Below are 17207 nucleotides of genomic sequence, written 5' to 3'. Positions count from 1 at the left end.
AGTCTCCTGTAATTAAGCCCCCATGGTTACATATACTTCGCAGTTGTCCTTGTCAGTCGGAATCGGAATCAGGTTTCCGGATACAGAACTTCCGTCGACTGTCATGTGGGTAACTCCTTTCTGCACCTTTGCGGAATTATCTACGTGAATATGATAAGTTACGCCACGATAGATACGATCGCAAGTGAAGGATTCCAGATCATCCGGAATACATGGGTCGATTTTCAGACCGTCCAGAGTCGGCTGAATACCGAGGATATACTGGCTGATACAGGTGAAGGTCCAGGCAGCAGTGCCTGTAAGCCAGCTGTTCTTTCCTTCGCCGTGGGTTGGTGCATCGCATCCGGCTACCATCTGACAGTATACGTAAGGTTCGGTCCGATGGATTTCACTGATGTCCTCCAGATAAGCCGGACAGGTTTTACGATATACTTCAAACGCTCTGTTTCCATGTCCGAGCATGGTCTCTGCACATGCGATCCAAGGATTGTTATGGCAGAAGATACCTGCATTTTCTTTATATCCAGGTGGATAAGAAGTAATCTCACCTAATTCTACATGATAACTTGTGTAAGCCGGCTGAAGAAGTACGATTCCGTATGGAGTCTCCAGATGTTTTTGAACACTTTCCAAAGCAGTCTGTGCTTTTCCGTTTTCAACACCGATTCCGGCCATGACACACATTCCCTGTGGCTCGATAAAGATCTGTCCCTCTTCGCAGACATGACTTCCAACAGGATAAGAGTAAGCATCATAAGCCCGGATAAACCATTCTCCATCCCAGCCCGCATTTAATACAACTTCTTCCATCTCAGCTACTTCTTTCTCTACTTCACAGGCTTCTGATTCAAGACCGAGATGTCTGCATAATTCAGCATATTCTTTACCATATTTTACGAACATACCGGCAATAAATACACTTTCTGCAACAGGACCTTCGCTTGGACCCGTTGTCTGGAAGCTTTCGCCAGGAACCTCTGAAAAGCAGTTCAGGTTCAGACAGTCGTTCCAGTCAGCACGACCGATCAGAGGAAGTTTATGTGGTCCTTTGTGAGTTACTGTATATTGGAAACTGCGGCGCAGATGTTCCATCAATGGTTCTGCCTTGGAAAAATCACTGTCAAAAGCGCAAGGCTCATCCAGGATTGAGAAGTCGCCGGTTTCGCGAAGATAAGCACAGGTTCCGGCGATCAGCCATAACGGATCATCGTTAAATCCGCTTCCGACATCCATATTTCCTTTTTTGGTCAGTGGCTGATACTGATGATAGGTACTTCCGTCTTCAAATTGTGTATTGGCAATGTCAATGATACGTTCTCTTGCGCGGTCCGGAATCAGATGGACGAAGCCAAGAAGATCCTGGCAGGAATCACGGAATCCCATACCGCGACCCATTCCACTTTCGTAATAGCTTGCGCTGCGACTCATGTTAAATGTAACCATACACTGGTACTGATTCCAGATATTTACCATACGATTCAGTTTTTCGTCTGCAGTATTTACTGAAAAAGCACTGAGAAGCCGGTTCCAGTAATCCTTCAGATCCTGAAACGCTTTTTCTACTTGTTCATCTGTCTGGTATTTTTCAAGCAGCCGATCAGCAGGTGCTTTGTTAATGATACCAGGAGCTTCGAATTTCTGGTCGTTCGGGTTCTCACAGTATCCAAGAACAAAGACGTAAGACACGGATGCTCCGGGAGAAAGCACAGCTTTCAGATGATGGCTTCCGACAGGAGCCCAGCCGTGTGCGACACTGTTCTTACTTTGACCGGTAAGAACTGCTTCCGGGTTAGAAAAACCACGGTAGGCACCCATGAAGGCGTCTCTGCTTGTGTCATATCCACAGATCTCTTTGTTTACGGAATATACAGCATAGTGATTGCGGCGTTCGCGATATTCTGTCTTGTGATAAATGGTGCTTCCGCAGACTTCTACTTCACCGATGGAGAAGTTACGCTGGAAGTTTGAAGAATCATCCATTGCATTCCAGAGACAGAATTCTATATAACTGAACAGATCGATGTTCTTTTCGGAATTGCTATGGTTGATCAAAGTCAGCTGATTGATCTCGCAGTTATCATTTACCGGAACAAAGGCAGTCAGTTTTGCCTCCAGCTGGTCTTTACTTCCTTCGATGACGGTATATCCAAGTCCGTGTCGACAAGAATAAGAATCCAGAGGCGTCTGCGTTGGCTGCCAACCCGGATTCCAGACATTTTCTCCATCTTTAATATAGTAATAACGTCCGCCGACATCCTGTGGACAGTTATTATATCGATATCTGGTCAAACGGAGAAGCTTTGCATCTTTATAGAAAGAATACCCACCGGCGGTGTTTGAGATCAAGCTGAAAAAATCTTGTGAGCCGAGGTAATTAATCCATGGAAGAGGCGTTTTCGGATTGGTTATGACATATTCTTTGTTAAGATCATCAAAATATCCATAGTTCATATATGTTTCCTCCATAACTATAACATTGTTTATTGTTTCGCAGAATCGTATTTTGGAAAGCTAGATAGATGTACCTACTTTCCGAATACGTTTTCGGTCTATTTTATCCCAATTATAGAGCCGGTTGTTAAAAATGTAAATAACAAATGAAATCCAAAATCAAAATTAGTAAAAATAACCAAAAAAAGCGGGAAATAATTGTCGGTTTATTCGTATTGACGAAATGGCGAAAACGTTTTAGAATAAAATTACGAAAACGTATTCGGGATATCCGATCAGGAATCCGGAGTGCGGGAAGGGAGAAGACATGGTAACGATCAAAGACATTTCCAAACAATGTGGTGTGTCGCCGGCTACGGTTAGCAAAGCACTTAACGGTTATGGAGATATCAGTACCGAGACAGCGGAGATGATCCGAAAGACAGCGCAGGAAATGCATTACATGCCAAATGCGGCAGCAAGGCAGCTGAAGACGAATATGTCTCATAATATAGGAGTCTTGTTTGTAGATGATACCATGTCGGGCCTGACACACGAGTACTTTTCAGCAATCCTGAACAGTGCGAAGGAAGAGGCGGAACGTCTTGGATACGATATCACATTTATCAGCCGCAATGTCGGAGGAAATAATTCTTCTTTTGTAGAGCATTGCAGATATCGAAAATGTGATGGAGTGCTGATCGCCAGTGTAGATTTTTTGAGTGATCAGGTAAGAGAACTGGTGGAAAGCGAATTTCCGACAGTGACCATCGATTATTCCTTTAATAATCAGAGCAGTGTGGTGTCCGATAATGTGGAAGGCGCATACAGATTGACGGAATATCTGCTGGAAAAAGGACATCGTAAGATTGCATTTATCCACGGAGAAAAAACTTCCGTAACGGAAAAGCGTCTGGTAGGATTCTTTCGGGCATGTGAGGATTATGGGATTGATATCCCGGAAGAATATGTTCTGGAGGCGCGATATCATGATCCGAAAGTCTGCGAGGTGTTGACAGAACAGCTGATGAAGATGGAAGATCCGCCAACTGTGATTATGTATCCGGATGATTATTCTTATCTTGGAGGGCTTAGACAGCTGGAAAAGATGGGATTATCAGTACCGGAAGATGTAAGTGCTGCGGGATATGACGGAATCAATATTTCTCAGGTTTTGCGTCCGAGACTTACAACATATTATCAGGATGCTGAGATGATTGGGAAAAAGTCGATGCAGAAGCTGGTAGAAACCATTGAAAACAAAAGAACTTGTATCGTAGAACAGATTATGGTATCCGGAAAACTTCTGGAAGGACATAGTGTAAAACAGTTATAGCAACGGCGCTATGCTGAAAAAAATACAATCATAAAAACATTTAAACAAGGAGGAAGTATTATGAAAAATCGCATGAAAAAGATTGCAAGCTTATTTTTGGTTGCATCAATGACTCTGTCACTTGCAGCTTGTGGCTCAAGTGAGAAAGAAGAGACCAGCGGAGAAGACACAGCACAGGAGGAGAGTGCAGAAGAGGGTGAAGTCCTGAATATCTGGTGCTGGAACGACGAATTCCAGAGCCGATTCAATGATTACTATCCGGAAGTTAAAGAAGTTGCAGAAGACAAATCTACAACGACTCTGAATGACGGAACAGTTGTAAAATGGACGATCAACCCGAACGAAAACAACAACTATCAGAACAAACTGGATGAAGCTCTTCTGAATCAGGAATCTGCTGATGCAGATGATAAGATTGATATCTTCTTGATCGAAGCAGACTACGCATTAAAATATGTTGATTCTGAATACACACTGGATGTTATTAATGACATCGGAATGACAGAAGATGATATGGCTGATCAGTACCAGTACACAAAAGACATTGTTACAGATTCTGAAGGCGCGATCAAAGGTACAACATGGCAGGCAACACCTGGATTGTTCGCTTACCGTCGTTCTATCGCAAAAGATGTTCTTGGAACAGATGATCCGGATGAAGTACAGGCTGCACTTTCTGATTGGGATAGCTTCAATGCAGTAGCTGAGCAGGCAGCAGCAAAAGGATATAAGATGCTTTCTGGTTATGATGACTCTTATCGTACATTCTCTAACAACGTATCTGCACCATGGGTAGATGGAACATCCGTTGTTGTTGATGAGAATCTTATGAAATGGGTTGAACAGACAAAAGACTTTACAGACAATGGTTATAACAACAAGACATCTCTTTGGGATGACGGTTGGGCAGCAGACCAGGGTCCGGACGGCGATGTATTTGGTTTCTTCTATTCTACATGGGGAATCAACTTCACTCTGTTAGGAAACTCTCTGGCAGATCCGGATGGTGAGCAGGCAGTTGGCAATGGTATCTATGGAGATTACGCAGTGTGTGAAGGACCAGAAGCTTATTACTGGGGCGGAACATGGATCTGTGCAGCAGCTGGAACAGATAATGCAGCAACAATCAAAGACGTTATGGTAAAATTGACTTGTGATGCTGAAATTGACAAACAGATCACTCTGGATACACAGGATTACACAAACAACAAGACAGCTATGGACGAAATTGCAGCTGATCCTGAGTTTGGTTCAGACTTCCTCGGTGGACAGAACCACATCGCGCTGTTTGCTGAAGCAGCTGGAAAGATTGATATGAGCAATGCAGGCAAATACGATCAGGGATGTAATGAGAAATTCCAGGCAGCATTCAAAGATTACTTTGATGGATCCGTTGATATGGATACTGCAAAAGCGAACTTTGAGACAGCTATCATGGAACTGTATCCAAACTTAACAGAAGTTGTATGGCCATAGTTCATAAACAGTAATGCACGAGGTGGGCTTGCCCACCTCGTTTTTTAAAAAATATGCAGGGTATAGTTTTGAAAGGAGGATGAGAAAATGGAAGTACCAGCTAAGAGGACCAGGAAAAGAAAACAAAATGTAAGCTATGGAAAATGGGGATACATTTTTATCCTTCCTTTCTTTCTTACGTTTTTTGTTTTTCAACTGATTCCGTTGATCTCAACTGTATATTATAGCTTCTTTGAATATTATCGTGACGGTTTGACCGTTGTAGGACCGAATTTTGTGGGTCTGGAAAATTATAAAGCATTACTTGCATCCGATATGCCAAAATACATGGGTAATACCGTGATCATGTGGCTGATTGGATTTGTTCCCCAGATTATTGTATCTCTGGTGCTGGCAGCATGGTTTACAGATGTCAGACTGAAAATTAAAGGAAAACAGTTCTTTAAAGTTGTAATTTATATGCCGAACCTGATCATGGCTAGTGCGTTTGCAATGTTATTCTTTGCACTGTTTTCTGATAATGGACCGGTGAATTCAGCACTGATGTCCATGGGATTGATTGATGCACCGATTCGTTTCTTCTCTTCAGTACTTGGAACGAGAGGACTTGTCGGATTAATGAACTTCCTGATGTGGTTTGGTAATACTACAATTCTTTTGATGGCGGCTGTAATGGGAATCAGCCAGTCGTTATTTGAAGCCGCAGAGCTGGATGGATGTAATCACAGACAGATCTTCTTTAAGATCACACTTCCGATGATTCGTCCGATCCTGGTATATGTATTGATTACTTCTATGATCGGTGGTATCCAGATGTTCGACGTACCGCAGATCTTAACTAACGGAAAAGGAAGCCCGAATCGTTCGACTACTTCTATTATCATGTTGTTGAACAACCATTTATATAGTAAGAACTATGGTATGGCGGGTGCACTTTCTGTAGTATTGTTTATTATTTGTGCGATTCTTTGCGTTGGTGTATATTTCACATTGAACAAAGATGATGGAGATGGATATAAGAAGAAAAAGAAGGGAGGAAAAAGATAATGAAGAAAAATAAGAAAATTCATAGCGGCCGAACAATTTGGGCATACATTGTACTTATATTTTTAACGTTCCTTTGTTTGTTCTTCTTCTATATATTAATTATCAATTCAACCAGAAATCATTTTCAGATTCAGAGAGGATTTTCATTCCTTCCGGGGAAAGCATTTTTGAAAAATCTGAATAATGTATTGAATGATGCGAATATCCCAGTTTTGTCTGGAATTAAAAACAGTTTGATCGTATCAACGATGACAGCGATCCTGGCAACCTACTTTTCGGCAATGACGGCATATGGATTGTATGCTTACAAATTTAAGCTGAAAAAACCGGCATTTATCTTTATCCTTCTGATTCTGGTAATGCCGACACAGGTGACCGCTCTGGGATTTGTTCAGTTGATCACGAAGATGAAGCTTCTGGATACATTGTATCCGCTGTTTTTACCATCGATCGCTTCTCCGGCTATCTTCTATTTTATGTATAGCTATATGCAGTCAAGTCTGCCGCTGGAATTGGTAGAAGCTGCTCGAATTGATGGAAGTGGAGAATTTCATACATTTAACCATATTGTAATTCCGGTTATGAAGCCGGCACTGGCAGTACAGGCGATTTTTGCTTTCGTCAATGCATGGAACAATTACTTCCTTCCGGCTCTCATACTTTCGAGCAATAAGAAAAAGACACTTCCGATCCTGATTGCCGCTCTTCGAAGTGCAGATTTCTTGAAGTTTGATATGGGAAAGGTATATATGCTGATTACGATCGCAATCGTTCCGATTATTATAGTGTATATTCTGTTGTCCAAGTATATCGTGGCAGGTGTAACGCTTGGTGGAGTAAAAGAATAATCGTTAGAAGGTATTAATGATTGTAATTTAACCATAAGAAAATGTCATTTGAGTTTATGGAAAAACAGATTGACATCTTAAAAATCCGTGTTATGATTCATATTGTGACTTTTTGAGGAATCGTATTTGAGACTATTTATAAGAGAATTGAGAGGGCGTGAATATGGATTATAACAGGATTTTACAAGGGATTCTCGATATCGGAGAGGCAATGCTGGAAAGCGGCGCGGAAAATTTCAGACTGGAAGACAGTCTCTACAGAATGTGTAAGGCTTATGGATGTAAAAGGTATGATGTGTATGCGATCCCGAGTAACATTCAGATCACGATTGAGACACCGGAGGGTGAGATTATCACGCAGATCCGGCATATTGAATCCACAGAGCTTGACTGTGACAGACTGGACTATCTGAATAACCTGTCCAGATATGTCTGTCAGAACAAACCGGATGCAGATGAGCTTCATGAGAAGTATATGGAGGTTATGAACCGGAAGAAACAGCATCCTGCTGCAAAATATTTTGCCGGCGTTATGGGAGGTACCGGATTCGCGGTATTCTTCGGATGTAATTTTATGGACGCGATCGTGGCAACCATTGTGTCGCTGATGATCGTTGCTGTTGGAAAATGGTTGAGTAAACGTGAGAGTAACCTGATGTTCTACAATACAATTCTGGCATTTCTGTCGGAAGTGATCATTATATTAATGGTTCGTGTGGGAATCGGCGAACATCCGGATCGTATTATGATCGGTATCGTGATGTTGTTGATCAGTGCGCTGGGAATTACGAACGGAATCCGTGATCTTCTGCAGAGGGACTTTATCTCCGGATTTCTGAATATTATGAACTCCCTGCTTGGAGCTGCAGGTATCGTGTTCGGAATCGCATTTGCCATGCTGGTACTGGATGGCGTATCTTCGGATGGATTTATCATCTCACACAGTATCACTGTGCAGCTGGTTTCCTGTACGATCGCATGTACCGGATTTGCACTGTGGTTCCAGGTTCGTGGAAGACAGGTATTTTATTCCAGTGTCGGCGCATTCTTTACATGGGCAATTTATCTGATTGTATTTGAGATTGAGCCGAGCAATTTTCTTGCCACACTGGTTGCGGCAGTTTTTGTGGCTACATATGCGTTTATTATGTCAAGGATCAATAAAGCACCGTCTACGATTTTCCTGACAGCGCCGGTATTCCCGCTGATTCCGGGACCGAATCTGTACTATATGATGTACGGATGTCTGACAAGAGATATACCGCTGGCGTTTAATGAGACGGTTGTTCTGCTTGCGACCTGCCTGGCTATCGCGCTTGGTTTTAATATTGTAGATATTGGATCCAGAATGGTGATGCACGCATTAAAAAGAGAGTTTCGTATCGGAAAAAAAGATCCTTTTGCACGCCGGTCTTAAGAAAAGAAGATATTTACAGTTGACAATTTGAAATACATATAATATGATATGAAATAATTGAGGGTTCTGGTTACTGACGGATAATTGTGGAGTACCACAGGGGAATCAGAATTTATGAAAGCCGACCGTCTGGGCAGCATTTATCACACATGATAAATGTTGTCCTTTTTTGTTCTGCCAAAGATCGTGAGAATATCGCCATGATCCTGGAAGGGTGAAGAAGGATGTATCTGCAAACAAATGATATTCCAAAGGAGGAAGTAAAAAGATGAAAACAGATATCGAAATCGCACAGGAATGTACCATGGAACCAATTACAGAGATTGCAAAGAAGGCGGGGATCGCAGATGAATATCTGGAGCAGTATGGAAAATATAAAGCGAAGATCGACTATAATCTGCTGAAGCAATCTGACAGGAAAGACGGGAAACTGGTGCTTGTGACGGCAATTAATCCGACTCCGGCAGGAGAGGGAAAGACGACAACGACGGTAGGACTTGCGGATGCGATGCAGAGACTGGATAAGAAGGTGATGGTTGCTCTGCGTGAACCATCACTGGGACCGGTGTTTGGTGTTAAGGGAGGTGCTGCAGGCGGCGGATATGCGCAGGTAGTTCCGATGGAAGATATTAATCTTCATTTTACAGGAGATTTTCACGCGATCGGAGCGGCGAATAATCTTCTGGCAGCTATGCTTGATAATCACATCTATCAGGGAAATGAACTGAACATCGATCCGAGAAAGATCGTATGGAAACGCTGCGTAGATATGAATGACCGCCAGCTTCGTTTTGTGACGGACGGACTGGGCGGAAGAGTCAATGGGGTTCCGAGAGAAGATGGATATGATATTACGGTTGCTTCCGAGATTATGGCAGTGCTGTGTCTGTCTAAAGATATTACGGATCTGAAGGAAAGATTGGGACGTATCATTGTAGGATATACTTATGGAAAGGTATCTGAACAGAAACCGGTTACCGCGCATGACCTTCATGCGGAAGGTGCGATGTGTGCGCTTTTGAAGGATGCATTGAAGCCAAATCTGGTACAGACACTGGAGCATGTACCGGCAATCGTTCATGGCGGACCATTTGCAAATATTGCACATGGATGTAACTCTGTAACAGCAACGAGAATGGCAATGAAGCTCTCTGATTATGCAATCACAGAGGCAGGATTCGGTGCTGACCTGGGTGCTGAGAAGTTCCTGGATATCAAGTGCCGTATGGCGGGAATTCATCCGGATGCAGTAGTGATTGTGGCAACAGTACGTGCTCTGAAGTATAACGGCGGCGTTCCAAAGGCAGAGCTGAATCAGGAGAATCTGGAAGCACTGGAAAAAGGACTTCCGAACCTGATGAAGCATGTGAGCAACATCAAGAATGTATATGGACTTCCGTGCGTTGTGGCAATCAACGCATTCCCGACAGATACAAAGGCAGAGCTGGATCTGGTAGAAGCAAAATGTAAAGAAGTCGGTGTAAATGTAGCACTTTCTGAAGTGTGGGCAAAAGGCGGCGAAGGCGGAGAGAAGCTTGCACAGGAAGTGATTCGCCTGTGTGAAGAACCGAATGACTTCCATTATAGTTATGAACTGGATGGAACGATCGAAGAAAAGCTGGATCAGATCGTGCAGAAAGTATATGGAGGCAGAAAGGCAGTTCTGACACCTGCGGCTCAGAAGCAGGCAAAGCAGCTTACGGATCTTGGATTTGGTAATGCGCCGATCTGTGTGGCCAAGACGCAGTACAGTCTGACGGATGATCCGACAAAGCTTGGGGCACCGAAGGACTTTGATGTGACGGTACGTAATCTGAAGATGTCTGCCGGAGCCGGATTCATCGTGGCACTGACAGGTGACATCATGACGATGCCGGGTCTCCCGAAGGTACCTGCAGCAGAGAGAATTGATGTGGATCCGGAAGGAAAGATCACTGGATTATTCTAAAAACAGAGAAAAGGACTTGCTTTTTGAAGCTGGGTATGATACACTATCCTAGCGAATGGAAGTAGGTCTTTTTTTTTATGCCTAAAATCAGGTAGCCTCGCAAGCTACCAAGAAACACGTTAACTAAGATTATAAAGCGAGGTGGAAGTTGTGCGTACAAGAATCACATTGGAATGTACAGAATGCAAGCAGCGTAACTACAATATGACAAAGGATAAGAAATCTCATCCTGAGCGCATGGAGACCAAGAAGTACTGCAGATTCTGCAAGAAACACACATTGCACAAAGAGACAAAATAGTCGCTGCAAAGGAGTGAATGTCAATGAGTAGTAATAAGACTCAGAAACAAAGCTGGTTCAAAGGTCTAAGCAAAGAGTTTAAAAAAATCATTTGGCCAGATAAAATGACAGTTGCAAAACAGACGGCGGCAGTGGTTTCTGTATCCGTAGTTGTGGGAGCAATCATTGCGATCATTGATTTTCTCACCCAGTACGGAGTGGATTTATTGGTAAAATAACTGATAAACTGCAGGCAAGAAAGGTGAGTTTATGTCAGAGGCAAAATGGTACGTAGTTCATACCTATTCAGGGTACGAGAACAAAGTAAAAGCCAACATTGAGAAGACGATTGAAAACAGACATCTGGAAGACCAGATTCTGGAAGTCAGAGTTCCTCTGGAAGACGTTGTTGAGACAAAGAACGGTGTCCAGAAGGTTTCTCAGAGAAAGATGTTCCCGAGTTATGTACTGATTCATATGATTATGAACGATGATACATGGTATGTTGTTCGTAATACAAGAGGTGTGACAGGGTTTGTAGGACCTGGATCCAAACCGGTACCGCTTACAGATGCTGAGATGGCACCACTTGGAATCAAACGGGAGAACATTGTGGTAGATTATGAGGAAGGCGATACTGTTCAGGTGATTGCCGGAGCATGGGCAGATACGGTTGGCGTTGTTCAGTCGATCAACATGCAGAAACAGACCCTTACGATCAATGTTGAGCTCTTCGGCCGCGAGACCCCGGTTGAAATTGGTTTCGCAGAAGTTAAAAAGATGTAATTGCTACAAGCAGTGCACGATTTACATCATTGGCTGCGCGAGCTCGCTCGCAGGCAGACATATGATGGGAATCGTATAGGGCGCCAGCCCTCAGCGAGATGAAGCGAAGCGCAATCGAGCTGGCACTGTGGGAGAAGTAAAACAAAAACGTGGGAGGGACACTGTTCCCGCCAACACCACAAGGAGGTAATTAAAATGGCAAAAAAAGTAGAAGGTTATATTAAGTTACAGATTCCTGCCGGCAAAGCAACTCCGGCACCACCGGTTGGACCTGCTCTTGGTCAGCACGGTGTAAACATTATGGAATTTACAAAGCAGTTCAACGCTAGAACAGCAGATCAGGGAGATATGATCATCCCTGTAGTTATTACAGTTTACAATGACAGAAGTTTCAGCTTCATCACGAAGACACCACCGGCAGCAGTTCTGATCAAGAAGGCCTGCAACATCAAGTCCGGTTCAGGTGTTCCGAACAAAACAAAAGTTGCTAAGATCACAAAGGCTCAGGTTGAAGAGATCGCAAAGACAAAGATGCCGGATCTGAATGCTGCTACACTCGAGAGTGCTATGAGCATGATCGAAGGAACATGCCGCAGCATGGGTGTAACTGTTGTAGAATAATTGTAAATGAAGAATTGTGGGAGGGTTATCCCGCCATTACCACTAGGAGGTTTTATAAATGAAAAGAGGAAAGAAATACGTTGAAGCTGCAAAAGCAATCGACAGAGGAACACTCTATGAGGTAGCAGATGCGGTAGCATTAGTTAAAAAGACTGCAGTAGCAAAATTTGATGAAACTATTGAAGCTCATATCAGAACCGGATGTGACGGACGTCACGCTGACCAGCAGATTCGTGGTGCAGTAGTACTGCCACACGGAACAGGTAAAAAGGTTCGTATCCTTGTATTTGCTAAGGATGCTAAAGCTGATGAAGCAAAGGCAGCAGGAGCAGATTATGTTGGAGGAATGGAACTGATCGAGAAGATCCAGAAAGAAAACTGGTTTGAATTTGACGTTGTAGTTGCTACACCAGATATGATGGGTGTAGTTGGACGTATCGGTCGTGTACTTGGACCTAAGGGACTTATGCCAAACCCGAAGGCTGGTACAGTTACAATGGATGTAGCAAAAGCTATCCAGGAGATCAAAGCCGGTAAGATTGAGTACAGACTTGACAAGACAAACATTATCCATGTGCCAGTAGGTAAAGCTTCCTTTACAGAGGAACAGCTTGCGGACAACTTCCAGACGCTTATCGATGCAATCAACAAGGCAAGACCGGCAGCAGTAAAAGGTCAGTTCTTAAAGAGCGTGACACTTACTTCTACTATGGGACCTGGTGTAAAGATCAACCCAATGAAGCTAAACTAATCAGATTGCGTATGATAATATAAAATAATGCAGAGGTAGGAATGTGTATTCCTGCCTCTGTTTGTTGTTGAAAAAAAGAAGCGTGTTGGCTTTTCAGAGTTTCTGAAAAATATATTGACAAATCATTGAAAATCGTTCAACATGAAAATAGATTTCTGAAAAAAGAAGAGGTTTAATAATATGATATTAATAAAAAATGCAGAGATTTATTCTCCAGAGTATATAGGGAAAAAAGATGTTCTAATATGTGGTGAGAAAATCGAATGCATCAAGGATTCAATTGAGAATTTGCCTGAATGGTGTGAGATTATTGATGGGGAAAATAAGATATTAACACCTGGGTTGATTGATCAGCATGTTCATATTACTGGTGGTGGGGGTGAAGGAAGTTTTCATACAAGAACGCCGGAACTTAATTTGTCAGAAATGATAAAAGGCGGAATTACAACAGTAATTGGGCTTCTGGGAACCGATGGCCTTACGAGAAGTGTAGAAAATTTATATGCAAAAGCGGTAGCTCTTACCGAAGAAGGGGTGAGTGCATATATACTAACTGGCGCATATGGATATCCATCGCCGACAATTACAGGAGAGATTGATAAAGATATAGTTTTTATTAAAGAAATATTGGGGTTAAAATTAGCTATTTCTGATCATCGTGCGCCGAATGTTACGGAAGATGAGTTGATTAAGATAGCGAGTAAGGCAAGAGTTGCAGGCATGCTGAGTGGAAAGCCGGGAATTGTGGTACTGCATATGGGAGATGCTGAGTGCGGGTTAAAACCAGTTTTTCGCGCGCTTTCAGAAAGTTCTGTTCCAATACGTATTTTTAGACCGACACATGTTAATAGAAATGAAAATCTCTTGGAAGAGGCATATAGATTTCTTGAAAAAGGCGGTTATATTGATCTGACGTGCGCAATCAATGAGCATTTTGCTCCTGGCAAATGTATTGTGAAAGCTGTTGAAAGAGGACTTTCGACGGAACGTATTACAATAAGTTCGGATGGGCATGGAAGCTGGTCGGAATATGCCCAAGATGGAACTCTTCTGAAAATCGGTGTGTCCAAAGTGGATGCGTTATATAATGAGTTGATTTTTATGGTTAAAGAGCTGGGAATGCCTCTTGAGAAGGCGTTACCGTACATGACCAGTCAGGTTGCAGAAGCACTCGATTTGTTGCCTGAAAAAGGAGTGGTTAGAGAAGGTTCGGATGCAGACCTGCTTTTGTTTGAAAAAGATATGACTTTGAGCACATACATTGCAAAAGGGAAAGTCTTTATGAAAGAGAAAAACCTGATGCGAAAAGGGACATACGAATAGGAGATACTTAGTTACAAAAGGGAGAAGCTGTGGTGATGCTTCTCCCTTTTGTGATGATTAATTATATTCCTTAAAAACGTCTACGATTTTTTGCATATCTTCAATTGAAAATCTCTGATCACAACTGATGGACATTATATGATTGTATATGTATTGTGCTCCGGGATATTTTTCAATATCAATAAATGGAGGGACGGGCCAATATACTTTTGGTACAATTTGATTCTTTTTCAAATGGTCAATCAAAGAACTGCGATCGTCTACGAGAAAAGGAAAGAACATAGGGCACACATCATCCGGAAGGTATGGAAAGACAGGACGTACGGATGGATTGTGTGGCAAATGTTTCAGAAGATAATTGTAATTCTCTCGTCTCTTAATGATTGAATTGTCTAGCGGATAGTATTTAATGGTTTCCAGTGATTCATCGTCTCCGGCTTGCATATCGAATATTTCACGCAGCATGAATTCAGCTTTCCAGAAAGCATCGTCACTTTCTTTGTTTAGAGATTCATCACCTGTTTTTTCATATTCTGCTCTGTATTTCAAAGCTTTGTCTCTCATAGATAACTGTGTTTGATTTGGTGGGATAGGTAAAACGTTAAACTTTCCAGTCCGTTTAATTGCCAGGCCACCCGAAATGACGCCCATCCATTTTCGGAGACTTACAGAAATATAGTCGGCATCTTCGCAGGCTCCAATCGGCGAAAACGCGGTATGAGTTGTGTCCTGCATGATTGTGACTCCACTATTTTTACATTTTTTTACAAATTCTGTGTCAAAAGTCGAATACCCATAGTATCCACAGATGAGTAAGAAACTGATTTTGGGGATTAAGGATTCATCAAATTGTGGGATCAGGTTATTGTCAAAATCATAGTAATGGATCTCGTATCCTGCTTTTACAAAACATCCAATGACTGTTTCGCAATCGTAGGCAGGGAGATATGCCACACGCTTTTTGTCGGTTAGCATGATGTCTTGCAAACAATAATAGATGGAACAACGTCCGGACATCAAATGAACCACATCGTCCGCATCAGGGCATGTGCGCGTAATATAATCGTTTTCGGTTTCAAGGGTTGGTTCGTAAGGGAAAAATCCGCCTATTTCCATAATAGTTTACCTCCTATAAAGATTGTATATTTTGTGTGTCGTTTTTATACTCTTCACCATGATTCGTTCCGATGAAGAGCTTCTTACCTTCTTGATATGCAAGCAGAGTAGTGAATGTAACTGGTTGCCATGCTTCTTTCCCTAACGGAACTGTTGAAAAGAGAATCTGTTTTTCTTTTTTAAGTTCATATAAAGAATTTTTGTAATTTGTATGTACATATAACAACTCTCCGTCATATACTATCAAATTCAGTTTGTTTCCTTGGGATAATCTGGTAATTGCAAGATCCAGAAGGTTAAATCGTTCTTCTTTTGTCATTTTACACTTTCTTCTACTCTCTGCCTGGTTGATTTGATCAACTAAATAGAGTAAAATCCTTTCGCTATCTGTATCCCCGTTTTGAATATCTACATATTTATTTAATAGTTTACCATTAAAAATTGTGCCGTTATGAATTAAAGTCCAAGTTCTTCCCTGCTGATCTTTGTAAGTAAAAGGATGACAATTACTATAGTCGATATTTCCGATTGTAGCATTGCGGATATGTGCAAGTGCGGTTTTTACTATTATCGGATTGGAAAGTCTTTTCCTCAGCTGATTACTTTTACTTGCCTGAATCGGTTCTTTTTCTATATGAAAGTTATTTTCCTCCAGACAGGCAAGTCCCCAGCCATGAGGATGGGCGTTACTGTGGGAAAAAAACTCTTTTAAATCGTCATTAATTTCATGACTTTCGGCTGAAATAATTCCAAATAATTCACACATAAGAAACCTCTAAGAAGATAAAGTGTCGATAAAATCTTGGCGTTCTGATGGGGCTACACTATCTATGACAAGACAGGATGCCAACAGATTCAGTGCTGCCATGGGTAATGTCAACGAGTTATAAAATAATTCTGTAGAAGTCGGACAAATCAAAAGGTGCGTGCTGTGCTTGGTTGCCGGAGAAGACTTGCTGTCGGTTATGGTTAATACCGGAACTCCAGAATCAGAAGCTTTTTTGGCAATATTTCCAATTGGGAAATAATATCTTGGAAATGAAAAGAAAATAACCAAATCGCCCTCTGAAAGCTGTTTTATAGTCAGTTGTGTTTCGTTCAAATCAGATAGATCGATGAGGGTTGCGTTAAAATATAAAATGCGTAACCTTGATTCTAGAAATTCGCCCAATACTTTTGAAATATCATGAGCAAAAATAAATATTCGATTACTTTTTCTGATTTCATCTGACATTGCAATGATTGGAGTGAGTGAAAGTTTTGAAAAGAAATCGGAAAAAGCAGATGCTTCTGCACTACAGATTTCACGAAGCAGTGCAGCGCGCTCGGAAGCTTCTCCAGAGGCGATGTTAGGAGTGAAAAAAGTAGGTGTAGAAGTAAGTTTAATCATTTTTTGCGTATAATCGCGAAATTGCTCTTTTAATTCTAAAAAAGTATTGCATCCTATTTTGTGGCAGAATCTGAGAAGTGTAAGTTCAGATGCAGATGTCTGATGGCTTAACTGCGCAAGTGTTATATAGCTGATTTCTTCTGGATTGGCTTTTAAATAGTCAGCAATATATTTTTGCTTTCGAGTTAAGCTGGGATATAATTGTTCGATTCGTTCTAAAATATCCATTTTCTGTCCTTTCTTTATGTTTGAAAACATAAATATTTTATATAAAATTAAAAAAATAAGTAATAGCTTTACAAAATCATTATAACATGTATAATAAAAAATATAAAGTAAAGTATACACTTTACATAAAAAGAAACGTGACAATATTGTGAAGTATTTTTTTACTTATTGTACAGAAAATTACTTCGAAAGTAAAGGAGGAGAGAAATAC

The 17207-nt window shown here is 41.7% G+C and carries 16 protein-coding genes and 1 riboswitch; of the genes, 12 read left to right on the top strand and 4 right to left on the bottom strand.

What is annotated here, in order from left to right:
- Window positions 1–12: 12 nt before the first annotated feature.
- On the bottom strand, window positions 13–2451 hold the full coding sequence (locus tag ABE547_RS04020; RefSeq protein WP_347377543.1) for a glycosyl transferase: 2439 nt from the start codon (window positions 2449–2451) through the stop codon (window positions 13–15).
- Between the two features lie 307 nt (window positions 2452–2758).
- On the opposite strand from ABE547_RS04020, the gene ABE547_RS04015 reads away from it, so the two are divergent.
- The 12 genes from ABE547_RS04015 to iadA all read left to right on the top strand — a co-directional run bounded on the left by ABE547_RS04015 (window position 2759) and on the right by iadA (window position 14262).
- A complete protein-coding gene (locus tag ABE547_RS04015; RefSeq protein WP_347377542.1) occupies window positions 2759–3766 on the top strand; it encodes a LacI family DNA-binding transcriptional regulator in 1008 nt (335 codons plus the stop codon).
- 60 nt (window positions 3767–3826) lie between these two features.
- Entirely contained in the window at window positions 3827–5242 is a 1416-nt protein-coding gene (locus ABE547_RS04010; RefSeq protein WP_347377541.1) for a carbohydrate ABC transporter substrate-binding protein, read from the top strand.
- Between the two features lie 87 nt (window positions 5243–5329).
- Window positions 5330–6289: a sugar ABC transporter permease gene (locus tag ABE547_RS04005; RefSeq protein WP_347377540.1), complete on the top strand. Its 960-nt coding sequence runs from the start codon at window positions 5330–5332 to the stop codon at window positions 6287–6289.
- The gene (locus ABE547_RS04000) at window positions 6289–7137 is read left to right on the top strand and encodes a carbohydrate ABC transporter permease (protein WP_347377539.1); all 849 of its coding nucleotides are present in this window, start codon (window positions 6289–6291) and stop codon (window positions 7135–7137) included. The genes ABE547_RS04005 and ABE547_RS04000 overlap by 1 nt, the downstream gene beginning before the upstream one ends.
- Before the next feature lie 163 nt (window positions 7138–7300).
- Complete coding sequence (locus ABE547_RS03995; RefSeq protein ID WP_347377538.1) at window positions 7301–8554, top strand: threonine/serine exporter family protein; 1254 nt, start codon at window positions 7301–7303, stop codon at window positions 8552–8554.
- Window positions 8555–8613: 59 nt separating this feature from the next.
- Window positions 8614–8696: riboswitch (ZMP/ZTP riboswitch) on the top strand.
- 126 nt (window positions 8697–8822) lie between these two features.
- Window positions 8823–10502 (top strand): formate--tetrahydrofolate ligase, encoded by a 1680-nt coding sequence (locus ABE547_RS03990; RefSeq protein ID WP_347377537.1) that lies wholly within the window; start codon window positions 8823–8825, stop codon window positions 10500–10502.
- A gap of 150 nt (window positions 10503–10652) precedes the next feature.
- The gene (gene rpmG, locus ABE547_RS03985; RefSeq protein WP_028086482.1) at window positions 10653–10802 is read left to right on the top strand and encodes a 50S ribosomal protein L33; all 150 of its coding nucleotides are present in this window, start codon (window positions 10653–10655) and stop codon (window positions 10800–10802) included.
- Between the two features lie 17 nt (window positions 10803–10819).
- The gene (gene secE, locus ABE547_RS03980) at window positions 10820–11020 is read left to right on the top strand and encodes a preprotein translocase subunit SecE (protein ID WP_235249141.1); all 201 of its coding nucleotides are present in this window, start codon (window positions 10820–10822) and stop codon (window positions 11018–11020) included.
- A gap of 31 nt (window positions 11021–11051) precedes the next feature.
- A complete protein-coding gene (gene nusG / locus ABE547_RS03975) occupies window positions 11052–11567 on the top strand; it encodes a transcription termination/antitermination protein NusG (protein ID WP_235249143.1) in 516 nt (171 codons plus the stop codon).
- 195 nt (window positions 11568–11762) lie between these two features.
- Window positions 11763–12188 carry a 50S ribosomal protein L11 gene (gene rplK / locus ABE547_RS03970; protein WP_235249144.1) on the top strand — a complete coding sequence of 142 codons (426 nt, stop codon included), beginning with the start codon at window positions 11763–11765 and terminating at the stop codon, window positions 12186–12188.
- 58 nt (window positions 12189–12246) lie between these two features.
- On the top strand, window positions 12247–12939 hold the full coding sequence (gene rplA / locus ABE547_RS03965) for a 50S ribosomal protein L1 (protein ID WP_347377536.1): 693 nt from the start codon (window positions 12247–12249) through the stop codon (window positions 12937–12939).
- 180 nt (window positions 12940–13119) lie between these two features.
- Window positions 13120–14262 (top strand): beta-aspartyl-peptidase, encoded by a 1143-nt coding sequence (gene iadA / locus ABE547_RS03960; protein WP_347377535.1) that lies wholly within the window; start codon window positions 13120–13122, stop codon window positions 14260–14262.
- A 57-nt stretch (window positions 14263–14319) separates the two neighbouring features.
- Here iadA and ABE547_RS03955 read toward each other — a convergent pair whose 3' ends face one another.
- Genes ABE547_RS03955 through ABE547_RS03945 form a run of 3 tightly spaced genes read right to left on the bottom strand, consistent with a single transcriptional unit; the run spans window position 14320 to window position 16996 of the window.
- The gene (locus ABE547_RS03955; RefSeq protein WP_347377534.1) at window positions 14320–15378 is read right to left on the bottom strand and encodes a hypothetical protein; all 1059 of its coding nucleotides are present in this window, start codon (window positions 15376–15378) and stop codon (window positions 14320–14322) included.
- A gap of 13 nt (window positions 15379–15391) precedes the next feature.
- Window positions 15392–16144: a class II glutamine amidotransferase gene (locus ABE547_RS03950; RefSeq protein WP_347377533.1), complete on the bottom strand. Its 753-nt coding sequence runs from the start codon at window positions 16142–16144 to the stop codon at window positions 15392–15394.
- A gap of 9 nt (window positions 16145–16153) precedes the next feature.
- Complete coding sequence (locus ABE547_RS03945) at window positions 16154–16996, bottom strand: MurR/RpiR family transcriptional regulator (protein ID WP_347377532.1); 843 nt, start codon at window positions 16994–16996, stop codon at window positions 16154–16156.
- Window positions 16997–17207 lie beyond the last annotated feature (211 nt).

The sequence above is a fragment of the Dorea sp. YH-dor226 genome, assembly GCF_039832105.1.
Taxonomy (GTDB): Bacteria; Bacillota; Clostridia; order Lachnospirales; family Lachnospiraceae; genus Dorea_A.
The sequence above is the reverse complement of the archived record's forward strand: the minus strand, read 5'-3'. Positions and strand labels throughout refer to the sequence as shown.

Excerpts from the sequence above, each read along its gene's own strand:
- ABE547_RS04020 (WP_347377543.1), bottom strand. The coding sequence starts at position 2,451 with ATGAACTATGGATATTTTGATGATCTTAACAAAGAATATGTCATAACC.
- ABE547_RS04015 (WP_347377542.1), top strand. The coding sequence starts at position 2,759 with ATGGTAACGATCAAAGACATTTCCAAACAATGTGGTGTGTCGCCGGCT.
- ABE547_RS04010 (WP_347377541.1), top strand. The coding sequence starts at position 3,827 with ATGAAAAATCGCATGAAAAAGATTGCAAGCTTATTTTTGGTTGCATCA.
- ABE547_RS04005 (WP_347377540.1), top strand. The coding sequence starts at position 5,330 with ATGGAAGTACCAGCTAAGAGGACCAGGAAAAGAAAACAAAATGTAAGC.
- ABE547_RS04000 (WP_347377539.1), top strand. The coding sequence starts at position 6,289 with ATGAAGAAAAATAAGAAAATTCATAGCGGCCGAACAATTTGGGCATAC.
- ABE547_RS03995 (WP_347377538.1), top strand. The coding sequence starts at position 7,301 with ATGGATTATAACAGGATTTTACAAGGGATTCTCGATATCGGAGAGGCA.
- ABE547_RS03990 (WP_347377537.1), top strand. The coding sequence starts at position 8,823 with ATGAAAACAGATATCGAAATCGCACAGGAATGTACCATGGAACCAATT.
- secE (WP_235249141.1), top strand. The coding sequence starts at position 10,820 with ATGTCAATGAGTAGTAATAAGACTCAGAAACAAAGCTGGTTCAAAGGT.
- nusG (WP_235249143.1), top strand. The coding sequence starts at position 11,052 with ATGTCAGAGGCAAAATGGTACGTAGTTCATACCTATTCAGGGTACGAG.
- rplK (WP_235249144.1), top strand. The coding sequence starts at position 11,763 with ATGGCAAAAAAAGTAGAAGGTTATATTAAGTTACAGATTCCTGCCGGC.
- rplA (WP_347377536.1), top strand. The coding sequence starts at position 12,247 with ATGAAAAGAGGAAAGAAATACGTTGAAGCTGCAAAAGCAATCGACAGA.
- iadA (WP_347377535.1), top strand. The coding sequence starts at position 13,120 with ATGATATTAATAAAAAATGCAGAGATTTATTCTCCAGAGTATATAGGG.
- ABE547_RS03955 (WP_347377534.1), bottom strand. The coding sequence starts at position 15,378 with ATGGAAATAGGCGGATTTTTCCCTTACGAACCAACCCTTGAAACCGAA.
- ABE547_RS03950 (WP_347377533.1), bottom strand. The coding sequence starts at position 16,144 with ATGTGTGAATTATTTGGAATTATTTCAGCCGAAAGTCATGAAATTAAT.
- ABE547_RS03945 (WP_347377532.1), bottom strand. The coding sequence starts at position 16,996 with ATGGATATTTTAGAACGAATCGAACAATTATATCCCAGCTTAACTCGA.